General features: G+C 36.1%; 21 protein-coding genes and 2 tRNA genes. 10 read left to right on the forward strand and 13 right to left on the reverse strand.

The window, feature by feature from the left end; genetic code table 11:
• The 3 genes from U5B17_RS02860 to U5B17_RS02870 all read left to right on the forward strand — a co-directional run.
• Nucleotides 1–1,813: LPD23 domain-containing protein (locus U5B17_RS02860; RefSeq protein ID WP_430803867.1), on the forward strand; the 1,813-nt coding region annotated here is incomplete at its 5' end.
• Between the two features lie 72 nt (nt 1,814–1,885).
• On the forward strand, nt 1,886–2,176 hold the full coding sequence (locus U5B17_RS02865) for a hypothetical protein (protein ID WP_430803868.1): 291 nt from the start codon (nt 1,886–1,888) through the stop codon (nt 2,174–2,176).
• A 9-nt stretch (nt 2,177–2,185) separates the two neighbouring features.
• Nucleotides 2,186–3,907: a portal protein gene (locus U5B17_RS02870; RefSeq protein WP_430803869.1), complete on the forward strand. Its 1,722-nt coding sequence runs from the start codon at nt 2,186–2,188 to the stop codon at nt 3,905–3,907.
• A 164-nt stretch (nt 3,908–4,071) separates the two neighbouring features.
• On the opposite strand, the gene U5B17_RS02875 is transcribed toward U5B17_RS02870, so the two are convergent.
• The 9 genes from U5B17_RS02875 to U5B17_RS02915 form a co-directional block, all read right to left on the reverse strand.
• Nucleotides 4,072–4,287, reverse strand: coding sequence for an antitoxin (locus U5B17_RS02875; RefSeq protein ID WP_430803870.1), 216 nt, complete (start codon nt 4,285–4,287; stop codon nt 4,072–4,074).
• Nucleotides 4,284–4,562 carry a BrnT family toxin gene (locus U5B17_RS02880; RefSeq protein ID WP_430803871.1) on the reverse strand — a complete coding sequence of 93 codons (279 nt, stop codon included), beginning with the start codon at nt 4,560–4,562 and terminating at the stop codon, nt 4,284–4,286. Before U5B17_RS02880 ends, U5B17_RS02875 begins: the two co-directional genes overlap by 4 nt.
• A 111-nt stretch (nt 4,563–4,673) precedes the next feature.
• Nucleotides 4,674–4,913: an AbrB/MazE/SpoVT family DNA-binding domain-containing protein gene (locus tag U5B17_RS02885; RefSeq protein WP_430803872.1), complete on the reverse strand. Its 240-nt coding sequence runs from the start codon at nt 4,911–4,913 to the stop codon at nt 4,674–4,676.
• A gap of 79 nt (nt 4,914–4,992) precedes the next feature.
• Nucleotides 4,993–5,343: a type II toxin-antitoxin system HicB family antitoxin gene (locus U5B17_RS02890; RefSeq protein ID WP_430803873.1), complete on the reverse strand. Its 351-nt coding sequence runs from the start codon at nt 5,341–5,343 to the stop codon at nt 4,993–4,995.
• Nucleotides 5,340–5,567 carry a type II toxin-antitoxin system HicA family toxin gene (locus tag U5B17_RS02895; RefSeq protein ID WP_430803874.1) on the reverse strand — a complete coding sequence of 76 codons (228 nt, stop codon included), beginning with the start codon at nt 5,565–5,567 and terminating at the stop codon, nt 5,340–5,342. The genes U5B17_RS02890 and U5B17_RS02895 overlap by 4 nt, the downstream gene beginning before the upstream one ends.
• Before the next feature lie 79 nt (nt 5,568–5,646).
• Entirely contained in the window at nt 5,647–5,988 is a 342-nt protein-coding gene (locus U5B17_RS02900) for a type II toxin-antitoxin system HicB family antitoxin (protein ID WP_430803875.1), read from the reverse strand.
• A gap of 103 nt (nt 5,989–6,091) precedes the next feature.
• Nucleotides 6,092–6,337: an AbrB/MazE/SpoVT family DNA-binding domain-containing protein gene (locus U5B17_RS02905; RefSeq protein ID WP_430803876.1), complete on the reverse strand. Its 246-nt coding sequence runs from the start codon at nt 6,335–6,337 to the stop codon at nt 6,092–6,094.
• Nucleotides 6,338–6,416: 79 nt separating this feature from the next.
• Nucleotides 6,417–6,695, reverse strand: a complete 279-nt coding sequence (locus U5B17_RS02910) for an addiction module antidote protein (RefSeq protein WP_430803877.1) — start codon at nt 6,693–6,695, stop codon at nt 6,417–6,419.
• A complete protein-coding gene (locus U5B17_RS02915; RefSeq protein WP_430803878.1) occupies nt 6,692–6,985 on the reverse strand; it encodes a type II toxin-antitoxin system RelE/ParE family toxin in 294 nt (97 codons plus the stop codon). The genes U5B17_RS02910 and U5B17_RS02915 overlap by 4 nt, the downstream gene beginning before the upstream one ends.
• Nucleotides 6,986–7,382: 397 nt before the next feature.
• Between U5B17_RS02915 and U5B17_RS02920 the strand changes: the two genes are divergently transcribed.
• The gene (locus U5B17_RS02920; protein WP_430803879.1) at nt 7,383–7,517 is read left to right on the forward strand and encodes a hypothetical protein; all 135 of its coding nucleotides are present in this window, start codon (nt 7,383–7,385) and stop codon (nt 7,515–7,517) included.
• Between the two features lie 212 nt (nt 7,518–7,729).
• Nucleotides 7,730–7,957 carry a hypothetical protein gene (locus U5B17_RS02925; RefSeq protein WP_430803880.1) on the forward strand — a complete coding sequence of 76 codons (228 nt, stop codon included), beginning with the start codon at nt 7,730–7,732 and terminating at the stop codon, nt 7,955–7,957.
• 280 nt (nt 7,958–8,237) lie between these two features.
• Here U5B17_RS02925 and U5B17_RS02930 read toward each other — a convergent pair whose 3' ends face one another.
• Complete coding sequence (locus tag U5B17_RS02930) at nt 8,238–8,564, reverse strand: hypothetical protein (RefSeq protein WP_430803881.1); 327 nt, start codon at nt 8,562–8,564, stop codon at nt 8,238–8,240.
• 451 nt (nt 8,565–9,015) lie between these two features.
• On the opposite strand from U5B17_RS02930, the gene U5B17_RS02935 reads away from it, so the two are divergent.
• The 5 genes from U5B17_RS02935 (at nt 9,016) to U5B17_RS02955 (ending at nt 12,232) form a co-directional block, all read left to right on the forward strand.
• Nucleotides 9,016–9,225 carry a hypothetical protein gene (locus U5B17_RS02935; RefSeq protein ID WP_430803882.1) on the forward strand — a complete coding sequence of 70 codons (210 nt, stop codon included), beginning with the start codon at nt 9,016–9,018 and terminating at the stop codon, nt 9,223–9,225.
• A gap of 301 nt (nt 9,226–9,526) precedes the next feature.
• Entirely contained in the window at nt 9,527–10,429 is a 903-nt protein-coding gene (locus U5B17_RS02940) for a helix-turn-helix domain-containing protein (protein ID WP_430803883.1), read from the forward strand.
• 9 nt (nt 10,430–10,438) lie between these two features.
• Nucleotides 10,439–10,858 (forward strand): hypothetical protein, encoded by a 420-nt coding sequence (locus tag U5B17_RS02945; RefSeq protein WP_430803884.1) that lies wholly within the window; start codon nt 10,439–10,441, stop codon nt 10,856–10,858.
• Nucleotides 10,845–11,114: a hypothetical protein gene (locus U5B17_RS02950; RefSeq protein WP_430803885.1), complete on the forward strand. Its 270-nt coding sequence runs from the start codon at nt 10,845–10,847 to the stop codon at nt 11,112–11,114. The genes U5B17_RS02945 and U5B17_RS02950 overlap by 14 nt, the downstream gene beginning before the upstream one ends.
• 56 nt (nt 11,115–11,170) lie before the next feature.
• A complete protein-coding gene (locus U5B17_RS02955; RefSeq protein ID WP_430803886.1) occupies nt 11,171–12,232 on the forward strand; it encodes a tyrosine-type recombinase/integrase in 1,062 nt (353 codons plus the stop codon).
• 178 nt (nt 12,233–12,410) lie between these two features.
• On the opposite strand, the gene U5B17_RS02960 is transcribed toward U5B17_RS02955, so the two are convergent.
• From U5B17_RS02960 to U5B17_RS02970, 3 genes are all read right to left on the reverse strand, one after another.
• A tRNA-Met gene (locus tag U5B17_RS02960) sits at nt 12,411–12,485 on the reverse strand.
• 24 nt (nt 12,486–12,509) lie between these two features.
• A tRNA-Gln gene (locus tag U5B17_RS02965) sits at nt 12,510–12,584 on the reverse strand.
• 76 nt (nt 12,585–12,660) lie between these two features.
• Entirely contained in the window at nt 12,661–14,778 is a 2,118-nt protein-coding gene (locus U5B17_RS02970) for an FtsK/SpoIIIE family DNA translocase (RefSeq protein WP_430803887.1), read from the reverse strand.
• Nucleotides 14,779–14,868 lie beyond the last annotated feature (90 nt).

The following is a 14,868-nucleotide window of genomic DNA, read 5'->3' on the forward strand; positions in this document are numbered from 1 at the left end:
AGTGATTGAAAAAGGGGAGATAAGCCAGACGCATAATGGCTATAATATCACTCACAAAAATTATATTGTAGGGCTAAATCAAGGCTGGAATGAAAACAGAGTAAGAATAGGAAATAATAAATGGATAGTAACTGCTTTTGATGATAGTTTAGAGAAAGCTACCAGCAAAGCACCCGTTGATAGCTTTGACGGCAAAAACGCTGCTTTTGCCAACTCTGATGAAATTATACCACAAGTAGACAAAATTTTAGCTAATGCGCATATTGGTAGCGGATTGATTAGCGGAGTGCTAAACAGCAAGGATGAAAATGGCGAGTTTAACCCTGAAAATTTTGTCAAGGGCTTTTTGTATGGAGCATTTGGCTCAAAAGTGGCTGGAGTGGCTATAGGTAAGCTAAGTCCAAAACTTTATAATAAATTTTTAGGTCTATCACAACAGTTCCCACAGATGGCAAAGGGTAATCCTAAACTTTTAGGCAAAATTTACGCAAAAGCGCCTGATAGCAGCATAAATAGCTTTGCAGGGCAAAGAGCGCTCACTGCAAACAAAGCAAGACTTAGCGAAGCTTTAAAAATGGTTAAAAACGGAGTTGATGAAGCTACAATCTGGCAAAAAACAGGCTGGTTTAAAGATGAGCTAGATGATAAATGGAAATTTGAGATAAATCCAAAAGGCGGACAAATCATAAACAAAGATGCAAAGAGCTTAGGTGAGTTTTTAAAAGATGATGAGCTATTTAGCGCATATCCAGAGCTAAAAGATATAAGAGTGTTAAAGCTTGATGATGTGAGCGATAATGCGATGATGAGCGTAAAAGATGCTACGCAAAAACAGAAGCGTGGGATTTATAATGTAACGCATAACAATAAAAAGGCAACATATATAAAACAAGATTTGCAAAGTGTAGAAAATGCTCTAAGATACGCAAAAGGCGACAAGAGTAAAGGGGCAGAGCATATAAAAATAAGGCATATGAGCGATAGCAAAAGGTTTGGCTATGTAAGTAATGATGAGTTATTAAATTTAGGTGAGAGTATCCGCAAGTATGTTACAAAATATGGCGAACCTTTTATAGATGATAAAGGCGGTAGAGTGTATGAGTGGGCGGATAAAGATGGCGTGAGATTTCGCCTAGTAGTATATGAAAAAAGGGCTGGGGTCGGATCCACCCCCGACATTACTTCAACCAGCCCTTATGAGAGTATTATAACCTTTTATTCTGATAGGAATATTAAAAAGCCTATGGAGTTTAAAAATCCAAAGGTGGCTTATGAGATAGCAAACTCAAAGCCAACAGAGTTTTTAAAACAAAAGTATCTAGAATGGGCAAAGCAAAAGGAAAAGCGTGGGATTTATAATGTGGCATTTAATGATAAAAAATCTACTATTATATACAAGGATTTAGAAAATATAGAACAAATTATAAAGTTTGAAAAAGGCAAGACAGATCAAATTAAAAAAGGCGAACTAAAAAGTGGATATGGAGCTTTGCATATTCAAAAGCATTTAAACAAAAATGCTGATGGTTGGGTTACAAGTCAAGAATATCTAAATATGGGACAAATGTTACGCAAAGCAACAATGCAAGAAGTTAAAAATAAGCGTGTATATACTTATTTCGATGATAATAATGTGAGATTTAGGATAATCGTAGGGAATAATAAAAATAACGAAAGGGTTATAAGTTTTTATTCAAATAGAAAGGCAGGGTTGAACTATAATAGCCAAAATTACGATGATAACCTGCCTAAAAAGGAGATTTTAGAACAAAATAGTTTAAAATTTAATAAAGATAGCGAAAGAGAGATATAAAATGAGTGGTATAGGAAATAATATCCTAACTTACAATTACACCACTCATTGTATTAGTAGGGATTAAACATTATGTTTAAATATTACAATTATAACCTACTTGGATATAATTTTAGCAAAATAAAGCTTAAGTCAATAAAGTTTAAAAAGGATATAAAAAATATTGCTAAGCACAGCGTAAAATTTAAGCTTGTAGTAAGCAATAAAGCTGCTGGGAGAGGCTTACCGCCCACTAAAAATAGTGGTGCGTTTCCTCAATTACCAATAACCAGCAGCAGTGAAAATATTATAACCTTTTATTCTGATAGAAACTTTAAAAGACCGATGAAATTTGAAAATCCAAAATTAAATGAAAAAATCTAAAGGAAAAAGATGTTAAATATCGAACAACTAAAAGATATGTTAAAACAAGCAAGTGATGGCAATGCAAAAAGCATAAGAGAGTATAGACAAGCAAAAGAGTATTATAGTGGTAAGCAGCTTCCATCTGATGTAGAAGCCACGCTAAAAGAGCGAGGACAGCCGCCTATTTATGAGAATTTATTAGCCATGATAATGGAAAAGATAAAAGGCTATAAAGGTATGGCAAGACAAGAAATGGAGGTAGTGGGCAGGCAAAGAGAGGATAGAGATAAAGCTGCTGTCTTAAGCGATATACTAAAATCCATTAGCGATACGACAGAGTTTTTAAAGGAAAAAAGGGCGTGTGATAGTGACTTGCTTTTAGGGCTTGGAGTGCTTGAAGTATGGATAAAAGAGCTAAAAAGCAGTGATAGCTTTGGCAAAAAAGAAAAGACTATAACAATGAAGCGTATAAGCCCTGAATGCTTTTTAATAGATCCGTATTCGTTAAAAGATGATGCAAGTGATGCGAAATTTTTTATAAAGCTGCTTAGTATGGACTTTGATGATGCAAAACTAGCTTTTGGCTCTAAAGCAAATGAATTAAAGCTAAATTTCATCACATCACATCGAAAAAGAGTAAATATATATGAATTTTGGGTAAAAGAGATAAAAGATAAAGCCTATATCTGGAATAGATATATAATAGGTGATACAGATGTGCTTTTAAAAAGTGAGATAAGCCCTTTTAAAAATGGCTCTCATCCTTTTGCTATCCAAAAATACGCTATAGATCATGATAATAACTGGTATGGGTTTTTTAGAAATTTAAAGCCACAGATAGACTTTATAAATTTTGCTGAAAATAGAATGGCCAATATGATAGGATCAAGCAAGGTACTTTATGAAGCTGATGCAGTAGAAGATGCAGAGGAGTTTGCAAAAGAGATAAATATAGATAACTCAGTAGCTCGCGTAAAAAATGGAGCGCTTAGCAATAAAAAGATACAAATCACAAATAATCAACCACAAATCGCAAACCTAAGTGCAAAGATAGCTGACGCAAGGGCGACTGTACAAAAACTAAGTGGGCTAAATGATGAAACGCTAGGCTTTGCAGTAACTAGGCTAAGCGGTTCAGCCATAGAGCAAAGAAATAACGCTGGAACGATAAGCCTACAAACTTTTTTAATCGCTTCTGAAATGATAGATAAGATAGCATTTACAAAGGCTGTGGAGCTAATAACTCACTATTTTGATGCTGAGCAAGTATTTAGAATCAGTGAAAAGGATAACGCAAATCGCTACTTTGTAATAAATGAGCGTTTAAAAGATGAAAATGGTAATATGATAGTAGGCAAAGATGGTAAGGCGATAGTAAAAAACAAGATAGAAGTAGGGTACTATGATATAAGCTTACACTCAATACCAGCAAACAAAACTAAGCGTGAGGATTTGTTAAAATCATGGGGCGAGATAGTAAAAACAATAGCACCTATAAAGCCAGAAATGGCAAGTGCGCTAATCCCTATAATGCTAAGAGATACAGATAGCACAGTGGCAAGAGATGTAGAAGAGATGATGGCACAACTAGACGCACAACAAACTCAAAATCAAGATCCTATGGCTATGATGCAAATGCAAAATGCACAGCTTGATTTAGAGCTAAAACAGGCTAAAATAGCAGAGATAAAAGCTAATTCACTCAAAAAAGTAGCAGAAGGAAAAGAGGAGATGAGCAGGGCGAAGTAAAAGGCTACAAATTAGCCTTTTATGCCCTGCGAAGTATGGCAACACCAAAGTGGCGAAGTAAAAGGCTACAAATTAGCCTTTTATGCCCTGCGAAGTATGGCAACACCAAAGTGGCGAAGTAAAAGGCTACAAATTAGCCTTTTATGCCCTTCAACTTTGTTTAATCACTTTGCACCAACAACCGCAATATCTAGCTTTTTATCAACGCAATCATTTAAAAAAATATTAATTAGTGTTTGATATGGTACACCTTTTTTGTTTGCCATTTCTTTAAAATAATCTATAGCTTTACCATTTAAATTTATCGTGATTTGTCTTTTTAGATTTTTATCTATGTAAGGATTTTTAATCCCTTTTGAGAAATCAATCTCTTTTTTCATAATTGTCCTTTGTATTGCTTTTTTTCTTTTGTCGTGGCTTTTCGTGCCGATATTATCCTAATGGTGTCTTCATGGCGATAACAATGAATAACAACTAAAATTCTATCTTTTTCACTCATTGCTAATAGATAAAACCTTTCTTCGTCATTTGAATGCTCTTCATCAAAAACGACAATACCATATTCATCACAAAACGCCGTTTTTGCTTCGTCAAAACTTACGCCATGTTTTGCGATATTTAGTAGTGCTTTTACTTCATCCCATTCATAAATCACTTATCTACTCCCAGTATTTATAAAATAATTATATCATAATTTTATATAATATATGTCATTTGAAAAATAAAAATACCAAAGTGGCGAAGTAAAAGGCTACAAATTAGCCTTTTATGCCCTCTCAGTCGGTGGCAGTCTTTGTGGAGGTTCAATATCAAAATTTATCTTTTTTGCATCTTGTAAAATGGTGTCTAGCTCGCTGTATTTGTCGTTATTTACGACAGTGGTTAATATTATCTCGTTTTTGGTGGTTTGGCAAATAGCAAACTCTTTTATACCATCTAAATTTATCGCTCTTGGGATACGAACAGCCACCGTTTCACCGCTTTTAAAAATCTTTGCCGTTTGCATTTTAAACCTTTATTTTAAATTTTACTTAAAAAAGTGCAGTCAAAGCCAAACTCTCAGCAACTAAGTAATGTCTAGGTTATCAGCCTAACGCCATTTTTGCTGCATCTTCTAAAAAGGCTGAACGGTTTTTACTCACTTTATCGATAGCGTCTAAAATTTGGCGTGATAAGCTTACATTTACACGCACCTTGCTAGTTTGACTAGTAGGCTCAGGGATGGCTATATCACTATCTATAAGCCCTTGAATGGCTACATCAAAGGCTAAATCAAGCTCATTTAATGCCTCTTGTTTTGTTTTGCCATCTCCCCAAAATAACGCCACGCCGTTAAACTCAGGCATAAAAGCTCCCCAACCTCCACCCTCATCATCGGCTATCTTTTTAAGCTCAATTTTATAAGGTAAATTTCTATAGTAATCTAAATCTTTCATCTTTGTTCCTTTATCGCTTTTAAAACCATTTTGACATAATACGGCTTGATTGGCTTATGGTATGGTATTGTGATTAAAATTTTGCCATTTGTAAAGTTATGATGTGAGCCTTTAACGCTTTGGATAGTGTAGCCACTTGTCAAAAGTAGATTTTTAATAACATCAAACCTTATATTTTTAGTGTTATTTTCTAGCTCTTTAATTAGCTTTTCTCTCTTACTCATCTAGCCCCTTTGTGTAATTATACACATCACAAGCTTAATCAAATTTAAACATCTCTTTTAAAACTTATTTAAAACACAATCAGCCTAACGCCATTTTTGCTGCATCTTCTAAAAAGGCTGAGCGGTTTTTACTAACTTTATCGATAGCGTCTAAAATTTGGCGTGATAAGCTTACATTTACACGCACCTTGCTAGTTTGACTAGTAGGCTCTTGTATCGCCTTACCTTCTGCTAAATCCGAAGCTATTACAAACTCAAATGCTTTTTTGACATCCGCTATTGCTTCAGCTTCGCTCTCTCCATCACCCATTACAAGCGGATAGTTTTTATATCTGGCTAAGTATCCGCCGCCTTCTTCAGGGCTTAAAGGACGGACTAAAATTTCATAAGGCAAAGCTAGATAATAGCTTAAATCTTTCATCTTTGCTCCTTTATTGCTTTTAATGCAATTTTTACACAAATAGGCTTTATAGGGCGTTTATATGGTATCGTGATGGTATCAAATCCAGTTTTTCTAAATTGCATTACCACTTCCAATCGTTTGTTTGTATGTCAAACTCATTAAAGTCGTTATTTTGTGCCTCTTGCTTGGTTAAGTGGCGAAGCTCTGGCGTGTCCCATGTAGATATATCACACTGCTTTATAGGGCGTAAAAATATGCCATCTTTTAAAATTTCTAAGCTTACCTTTGTAAGACCAAACTGTTCAATAAGCTTTTTAGGTAGTCTAATACCGTGTGAGTTTCCTATCTGGATAATATTTGCCGTCATGCTTTAGCCTTTGTTTTTAGTGTAATTAAAAAAATAATTATCTTAAATAAAGCTTGTTGTCTTGCTAAACGGCGTAATCTTATGCACAAGTAAGCTTTATATCTAGCGCTTGCATGACTTTAAAGATACTTTCAAATCTTGGCTTTGCACCTTCTTTAAACATCTTGTAAAAGCTCTCTCGGTTTAAATTTGCTTTTTTGGCAACTTCCCCAACGCCTTGGCTTTTGGCGATGTAAAATATCGCACGACGCAACTCGTCTATGTCACCATCGGCTAAAACTTGTCTAAGATACTCTTTGCGTAGCTCGTCGCTTGTTAGAAAATCTTCGACACGAAATACTGTAAATTTTTCACTCATTTATAGTCCTTTAAAATCTCTTTTGCTCTTGTTATATCTCGGCTCTGAGTGCCTTTATCACCGCCACAAAGAAGTATGACTAGCTTATCATCTCGCACCGCAAAATATATACGATAACCTTTACCTATAAATATTCTAAGCTCGTAAATCTCGCCGTCTATATGCTTATAATCGCCTAAATGGTCGTGTTTGCGTATCTTATCGATACGGCGAGTGATGGCAATTTTGGCGATATTGTCGCTTAAATTGTCTAGCCATTTTTTAAAACTTGAACTTTTAATAATTTCCACTTGGCTATTCTAATATTTCGTAGCTAAAAGGCTACTTAAATTAATAAAAAATACATTTTGCTTTTAAAAAGCATTTAAAGCCGTTTTAAGGCGTTTTGATGTTTTAGGCTATTTGGATATTGGTTTAGGTGAGTTTTTGTCTTGGTGGGCTTGTTTGATATGTTTATTTGGATTTTTATAATTTAATTGCCTTTTGCTTTGTGTATTTTGTTTGGCGTTTAGACAAAATAGATGCAAATTTATAAATCGCAAATCAATGAGCGACTTTGTGGTGGTTAGATTAATTAGTTTTGTATTAATAATCAAATAGTAAATATGCTTACTTAAGGCTTGAATTTCAAAAATATTATGAGTGGCGTTTGGCTGCTTAGGCGTGGCTTGTGTGTAGCTGTGATGCGTGAAGTGCTGCATTGCTGCTTTTGGCTTTAGATGGTGGTTGTTTGCTGCCTTGCTTGTAGTTATGATGTGGAATTGTCGCTCGGCGTTGCTTGGATGGCGGTTTGCTCTTGACGCGGTTGGCTTTACTGTTTGAGTGGGTGTCGTACTCTAGCATCATCCGCCGCCCGCCACTTTTTTGTAAAAATTTTGATATTTTGCTTACTTTGGTGGTATGCGTTTGGCTTTTAGATTATGATTTTTGTCGATTTTTTTATGGATTTTTGCGTGGAGTTTTTGGGTTTTAAAAATTTGTGCAAGTTTTGCAAAAGGGATAAATGTATTTGAAGTGGTTAAAGAGTGTCTAAAATGGCTAAAAAAAGGGCTTGGTCCGTGAAATTTTGTATTTGCAAGGTGTGTAAATCGGTTTGGGCTGGTGGTTTGGGCTGGTGGTTTGGGCTGGTGGTTTGGGCTGGTGGTTTGGGCTGGTGGTTTGGGCTGGTGGTTTGGGCTGGTGGTTTGGGCTGGTGGTTTGGGCTGGTGGTTTGGGCTGGTGGTTTGGGTTTGGTCTTTGCTGTGGTTTATAGCTTGGCTTGAAAATATCTAAAACAAAACTTAATTAAAAGCGTAAAAAAATGGATAAATTTTCAGCCTTAGGTTAAATAACCCGTGGGCGTTGAGTGGATTTGTAAGATTATTTAAGAAATTGTATCATTTTAAAAATAAATTTTAATTAAAATCATCCCACGCACTAAAAATAAATAGTTTTAAAAATTTTTAGTGTCAAAACAGATGAAAGCTTACAGGTCAATTAACCTGCCTTACAAGACTACCTACTCATAACGCAGTAGGTAGCTCGACTTTGCCTAGTAAAATTTTACTTACTATCGATATATATAGCATATGAAACAAATGCAACAATTAAATAATACCCATCCGGATCAAACTCTTTTGCTTCAAAAACGCTTACAAATAGATATATCACAGCCAACAAATCCCACATTTTCCAGCAAAAATTTATAAATTTTATTAATATTTTTTTATCCATATCAACAAAAACAAAGTTTGGATTTATACTTCCAAATATAATATATTGCGTGATCAATGTAATTATAAAAAGAGGAATTCCTATAATGCCTCCAAATGCAGTAGCGGTTAAAATAATACAAATAAAGTATAAAGCCCTAAAAATACGCATTTTCATCAAGTAGCCTTTTATGTTATACGCCTTTGTAATTATATACTTTTTGCAAAAACTTCAAAATTTAAATAGTTTGTATAGGTGAAGTAGCGTTTGATATTTAAATTTGTATGGGGCTTTGACCCCCCCCCAATCGGCTCTAAAAAAAGGGCTTTGTAATACCACTTGCGATAAAAATATTTTTTGACAGAGAGATCAAGCCAAAAAAATAAAATTTCTGAAAAATAAAATCAAAACTTACTTAAGCAAAATCTAAGACATGGGGCACATCAAGCCAAAAAATTGCTTAAGCTTTGGCTCACTTTGGCACATTGTGACAAAATCCAATAACTAAAATCAACGCAAACCCCCTAAACTTCGGCATTTATCCACTCAACGCCCACGGGTTATTTAACCTAAGGCTAGGTGTGAGAGATTAGATAAACAACACAAACAACAAGGAAGGAACTGTTTAATGCTAAAAATGACATTTAATAAAGAGCAGATAATACTAGATTATGGTTCGATTAGTGCGTTTGCTAAGCAATATAACTTTAAGCTTAAAGCCGTGCATGGGCTATTGGATAGAAAAAAAGGAACGGGCTTTTTTCATCCTAATTCAGAAGCGTCAAAAGCCTATATAAAACTAAAAGAGCTTGGCTATGTGAGTGTTACCAACGCATAGCCGTTGGCTCTCATGCCCTGCTGTCTTAACTCGTGAAAAATTAATCAGCAGGGTTTTAGAGCTAATAAGCTTATAAAGCAGAAGCGTTTGCTAGATAGCTCCATGCACGGCGTGGATAACTGCGTGATATTTTACTTAGCATTGTTAATTGGCCAAATGGTGGGCGGCTAGTGCGTAGAGTAAAAACCTAGCATTGGTCGCCCTTGAATTATGCGTAAGATTTTACATAAAATATTACGCACTTATAAATTTATGCCTGTGCTTTTGGGAGTGTTGGCATAAATTTATAAAAAGGCTTAAAATGGCTAAAATTTCTTATATGCCTACTCGCTTAGAGATGGATGAAAGTGTAAGCGATAAGGCGAAAATCTTTTATATGAGGCTTAACCGCCTTGCAAGTAACGAAGATGAGTTTTGCTATGCAACAAATGAGTTTTTGATGAAAAATATGAAGTGTGGCAAAGACAAAATCATACAAATGCTAGACGAGTTAGAAAAAGGTGGCTATATAAAAATTTATTATACAAATATAAAAAATCGAAGTGGTAGGAAAATTTATACCAAATTGGATTTTGATTTCGTGTCGGCAGAAACCGAAACGGATAGCAATTTCGTGTCGGCAGAAACCGAAACGAAATCCGTTTCGTGTCGGCAAAAACCGACACGAGAACCTATTAATATATATAATAAATTTAAAAAAGAAAATTTAAAAAGAAAAAATTTTGATTTTGATAAACAAATTTTAAACGAGCTTAAAGAGATCAAAAAAGAAAATCTCACTGCTTTTAAAAGCGAGAAAAAATCTCAAAATGTTATAAATATTTTAAATCTTAATTTACCTTTAAGCGTAAGTCCTAAGATGTGGGGCGACTTTGTGGCGATGAGAAAGGAGATAAAAGCACCGCTAACGCAAAGGGCGGCTGAGCGTATGGTAGCAAGACTAGCAAGCCTTGAGGCTAAGGGCTATGATTGCGATGAGCTACTAGATAGAGCTATACGCAACGGTTGGCGCGATGTGTATGAGCCAGTGCAAAAAAATCAAAATGTGGTGACGCAAAAACAAAATGAGAGTGAGTATATCTGTGCTATGCTTGGCGGAGTGGATAGAGCAAAAGAGCTTATCCAAAACGGCGATGCGATGGTGGATGGTAGGGCGGTTAGTTACGCTATTAAAAAAGGCGAACTTAGATTTTTTTACTTGTAGGAGGGCAAGATGAACTTAATGGCGATAATCTCGCAAAGGGCAAATTTCATCCCTTACGAAGAAAAGGGCGTGGGTGAGCTTTTGAGTTTTGTGCCAGTTAATCAGCACGAGCGGTTTTTAGATATGCTGCTTTATGATACGCTTGGCTTTAATCGTGGCTTTGGTAACGCTATAAGTGCTGCGATGGTGGCGTTTTATGTAAAGGAGGTGCTGGGTGATGTGGCACAAGATGAAGGTGAGAGGCTGTTTATGAGATTTTGTAACGGCGAAGATGTAGGGCAGCAAATAGGTGAGCTTTTTAGCACAGATGAGCTTGAAAAGATAGAATTTTTAGGCTATGGAACGAGCTTTAAAGAGCGAATAATAGCTAAAATTTATGCCAAAAAGGGCAAAGGTAAGCTATGGGAGCGGATAAATGCAAAGGAGTAGCTTAGAGGCATTACAGATGCAACTAAAAGAGATAGATGCAAAGCTAGATATTTTACTTTGTGAGCTAAAAAGTAGAAGCAAACAGCTTTTAAGTCTGCAAGATGTAGCGGAAATTTTACGACTAAGTTACAGCGGAGTGTATAAACGAGCTGTGATCGATAAAAGGCTTGAGCCTGATAAAGAGATATTTTTAAGGAGTGGGAAATGGTTTGTGTCAATGAGTGCTTTAAACAAACTGAGAACTTCAGTGTGGTAAAATACAGCTTGGCGAAAAACAGCAGTGTCTCTTTTGTAAAAGACAAAGGAGATAAAATGAAACACGCTTATATTAGGGGGCGATATGTATGGGTGCAAGGCACAATAAACGGCAAACGCTACCGTCTCAGCACAAGCAAAGTAGCAGACGAATACACACTTGCTTGGGCTGAAAAACACTGGTTAAGTATCATAACAGAGCAAATGATAGCAAAAGGAGAGAGTAAAAACAAGGACGCAAGAGAGGTTAAATTTAAAAACTTTGCGTATGAGTTTTTGGATGCTCACAAGGGACAGGTTAGAAATTTGACACTTAAAGGTTATATGCAAGACTTGCAAAGACGCATACTTCCTGAGTTTGGAGAGAAAAATCTAAGCGAGATAAAGCCAATGGAGCTTAAACAATGGCAAAATGAGCTAAAAAAAGAGCTTTCAGCAAAACGCATAAATAATCTACGCTCAGTGTTTGAACTTGTTTTAAAAGCAGCCGTATCAAACGAGCTAATAGACAAAAATCCGTTTAATGCGATTTCAAAGCTACAAAACGAAAAAGTAGCCATAAATCCGCTAAGTCTTGATGAAGTTGCTTTGATGATAAAAGTGGCTGATAAAGACTTTGCAAATGTGCTAAAAGTAGCATTTTTTACAGGAATGAGAACTGGTGAGCTTATAGCTTTGCGTTGGGAGAATATAGACTTTGAAAAAGAGACTATCAGGATAGATAAAGCCATAAGACAAGGGCAAATACAGCCCCCTAAAACGCAAAATTCAATAAGGACTATACCGATGCTACCTTATGTAAAAGATGCACTACTTGCCTTAAAGCAGGGCAATAATAGCGAATGGGTTTTTACTGGACTAAATGGCTCTTTCTTGTATGACTCAAAAAGCTTAAGCAAAAAATGGACTAACACTCTAAAAAAGGCTGGACTGGCTCATAGGGTCTTTTATCAAACACGCCATACATTTGCTTCTATCATGATAGGCAAGGGCGAAGACCCACTGTGGGTTTCTCAGATGATGGGTCATAGTGATGCTGTGATAACATTTAAAAGATATGCTAAAAGTGTAGAAGACAACAAGCAAAGAGCCAAATTTTTACAGGAGATAAGCTTGTAAAATTTGGCTTTTTTGGCTATTTGGCACAATGTGCCAAATAAAGAAAAGGCTGTCAAAAAGGTGCTTTGATAAAAAATAGAACCGACTTTATCTGGCACAATTTTGACACAAAGTATTTTGTAAAGATGGCTAAAGGTTTTTTAACCACTTTAAAACTTCGTATTTCGAAGCTTTGAACTGGTTGCAGAGGACGGATTTGAACCGCCGACCTTCGGGTTATGAGCCCGACGAGCTACCACTGCTCTACTCTGCGTCATATGAAATTTGAACTGAAGTGTGGATGGGGTAAGAGGATTCGAACCTCTGAATGACTGGACCAAAACCAGTTGCCTTACCGCTTGGCGATACCCCAACGCTTTAAAAAAGAAATTGAATTATACAGATTTTTTTATCATTTGTCAAGGACAAACGGCAAAAAAAGTTAAAAATTATAAAATTTCTCGCTGTCCTTTGGCGTTTAAAGTGCTTAAAACACCCATTCTTTCCATTTGCTCAAGTATATTTGCAGAACGGTTATAGCCAACACCAAGACGGCGTTGCAGATATGATATAGATGTTTTTTGCTCGCTTAATACTATCTCTTTTGCCTGTTCATAAAGCTCATCAAGCTCGCCTGCGGCAATTCCTTCGATATTGCCACCATCGCTGTTGTTGCCACCATCTGATAAAAATTTCTCATCATAAACGACTTCTTGCTGTGCTTTTAAAAATTCAACTATATTTTCAATCTCTTTTTCACTGGCAAAAGGGGCATGAAGTCTGATAACACCAGGGCTTCCTGGGGGAGTAAAGAGCATATCACCACGACCAAGTAGGCTTTCTGCGCCCATTTGATCAAGTATGACTTTACTATCAATACGCTGACCGACACGGTAGCTTACACGACTTGGCAAATTTGCTTTAATAAGACCAGTCACAACATCTACGCTTGGACGCTGGGTGGCTACTATTAGGTGTATACCAGACGCTCTTGCCATCTGCGCAAGGCGACCTATGTAAAGTTCAACATCTTTGCCACTTGTCATCATAAGATCAGCTAGCTCATCTATGATAACTACGATATATGGAAACTGCTCGCCGCCTTCTGATTTCATCTTTTCGTTATAGCTTTCTATATTTTTTACTTTTGCGTGGCTCATTATGCTATATCGACGCTCCATTTCAGCAACCATATTTGAAAGTGCCGTAATGGCTTGTTTTGCCTGAGTTATGACAGGAGTTAATAGGTGCGGTATGTCGTTATAGATGCTAAATTCTAGCATCTTTGGATCTATCATCATAAGGCGTAAAGTTTGCGGAGAATTTCTGTAAAGTAGGCTTAAAAGCATAGCATTTATGCCTACACTTTTTCCAGAGCCCGTTGTTCCTGCGATTAGTAAATGAGGAAGTTTTTTTAGGTCTGTTATAAATGGCGCACCTACTATATCTTTACCAAGTGCCATTGTAAGGGGGCTAGCAGCATTTTTAAAGATATCGCTTTCTAAAATTTCTTTTAAGTAAATGGTTTCTGTATTTTTATTTGGGACCTCTATACCAACAACATCTTTGCCAGGGATAGGTGCTTGTATGCGGATAGTTTGAGCTTTTAGTGCCATGGCTAAGTCATCTTGTAGGGTAAGAATTTTACTTACTTTTACATCTGGCGCTGGCTTAAACTCAAATGTTGTCACGATTGGTCCCGTGTAAGTCCTAACAACATCACCGTTGATCTTAAATTTCCTTAGCTTATCAAGTAGGTCTGAAATTTTCTGATCGATCTCGTCTTCATTTACGCTATTTGTGCGCTTTGGCGGATCGGCTAGAAATTTTAGTGATGGCAGCTCAAAGTTTTTTGGCTTTTCAACTTTTCCTTGCTCGATTTGAGATAGTAGCTTTTTATTTTCGGCAACTTCATTTAAAATTTCTACATTATTTTTGCGGGAGTGGCGTGTTATAGCTGGTTTTTCAAGCTCATCAAGCTCATCTTGCATCACAAGCTCTTTTACATTTTCTAAAATTTCAGCCTCGTTTGAAATTTTTTCAGATTTTGGCTCTTGTTTTTGCAAAGCTTGTTTTGCTTTTTCTGGCTTTAGTGCAGGCTCAGGAATTTGTCTTTGCAAAGATTGCAACTCTTGAGTTGTTTGAGTATCAGCTTGAGCGATAGGAGGTATCTTTATTGTTGTATTTGGATCAACATAGGCTTTTTTTATTAAAGATAAAATACCCTCTTTAAAAACCATGCTTATAGACAGTACAAAAAGTCCCATAATAATGATAAAAGTGCCTAGCTTTCCGATAACTTCGTTTAAAGCATCGTTTATAAATTTACCAACAATTCCATCAAAAGGAGCATCAAACAAAAATGCTTCAAACATTAAAAGTGCTATCCCCAGCAAAAAGCTACCAACTCCAAGCTGCGCTAGATCGATATTAAAGTTTATAAAATTTTTATATAAAAAGTAGGCTAGGGCGATTAGTAAAAATGGATAAATGTATGATAAAAGCCCAAAAAGCGAGAGATTTAAGGTACCTAAAAACTGCCCAAAGCTACCAACAAAGTCAGCCATTGGCAGATATGTACAAAGTGCAAAATAGATTAAAATACAAGTTGATATGATAAAAATAGTTTGTCGTAAAATGGCTAATCCTTTAAAATT

Origin of the sequence: Campylobacter australis (assembly GCF_050586305.1) — a bacterium.
Taxonomy (GTDB): domain Bacteria; phylum Campylobacterota; class Campylobacteria; order Campylobacterales; family Campylobacteraceae; genus Campylobacter_A.

Bases quoted from the DNA above. Each gene is read 5' to 3' on its own strand.
- U5B17_RS02940 (WP_430803883.1), top strand. From the start codon at position 9,527: ATGGCTAAAATTTCTTATATGCCTACTCGCTTAGAGATGGATGAAAGT.
- U5B17_RS02875 (WP_430803870.1), bottom strand. From the start codon at position 4,287: ATGAAAAAAGAGATTGATTTCTCAAAAGGGATTAAAAATCCTTACATA.
- U5B17_RS02910 (WP_430803877.1), bottom strand. From the start codon at position 6,695: ATGAGTGAAAAATTTACAGTATTTCGTGTCGAAGATTTTCTAACAAGC.
- U5B17_RS02865 (WP_430803868.1), top strand. From the start codon at position 1,886: ATGTTTAAATATTACAATTATAACCTACTTGGATATAATTTTAGCAAA.
- U5B17_RS02945 (WP_430803884.1), top strand. From the start codon at position 10,439: ATGAACTTAATGGCGATAATCTCGCAAAGGGCAAATTTCATCCCTTAC.
- U5B17_RS02890 (WP_430803873.1), bottom strand. From the start codon at position 5,343: ATGAAAGATTTAGATTACTATAGAAATTTACCTTATAAAATTGAGCTT.
- U5B17_RS02900 (WP_430803875.1), bottom strand. From the start codon at position 5,988: ATGAAAGATTTAAGCTATTATCTAGCTTTGCCTTATGAAATTTTAGTC.
- U5B17_RS02950 (WP_430803885.1), top strand. From the start codon at position 10,845: ATGCAAAGGAGTAGCTTAGAGGCATTACAGATGCAACTAAAAGAGATA.
- U5B17_RS02925 (WP_430803880.1), top strand. From the start codon at position 7,730: ATGGCTAAAAAAAGGGCTTGGTCCGTGAAATTTTGTATTTGCAAGGTG.
- U5B17_RS02895 (WP_430803874.1), bottom strand. From the start codon at position 5,567: ATGAGTAAGAGAGAAAAGCTAATTAAAGAGCTAGAAAATAACACTAAA.
- U5B17_RS02885 (WP_430803872.1), bottom strand. From the start codon at position 4,913: ATGCAAACGGCAAAGATTTTTAAAAGCGGTGAAACGGTGGCTGTTCGT.
- U5B17_RS02870 (WP_430803869.1), top strand. From the start codon at position 2,186: ATGTTAAATATCGAACAACTAAAAGATATGTTAAAACAAGCAAGTGAT.
- U5B17_RS02905 (WP_430803876.1), bottom strand. From the start codon at position 6,337: ATGACGGCAAATATTATCCAGATAGGAAACTCACACGGTATTAGACTA.
- U5B17_RS02935 (WP_430803882.1), top strand. From the start codon at position 9,016: ATGCTAAAAATGACATTTAATAAAGAGCAGATAATACTAGATTATGGT.
- U5B17_RS02955 (WP_430803886.1), top strand. From the start codon at position 11,171: ATGAAACACGCTTATATTAGGGGGCGATATGTATGGGTGCAAGGCACA.
- U5B17_RS02930 (WP_430803881.1), bottom strand. From the start codon at position 8,564: ATGAAAATGCGTATTTTTAGGGCTTTATACTTTATTTGTATTATTTTA.
- U5B17_RS02970 (WP_430803887.1), bottom strand. From the start codon at position 14,778: ATGGCTGACTTTGTTGGTAGCTTTGGGCAGTTTTTAGGTACCTTAAAT.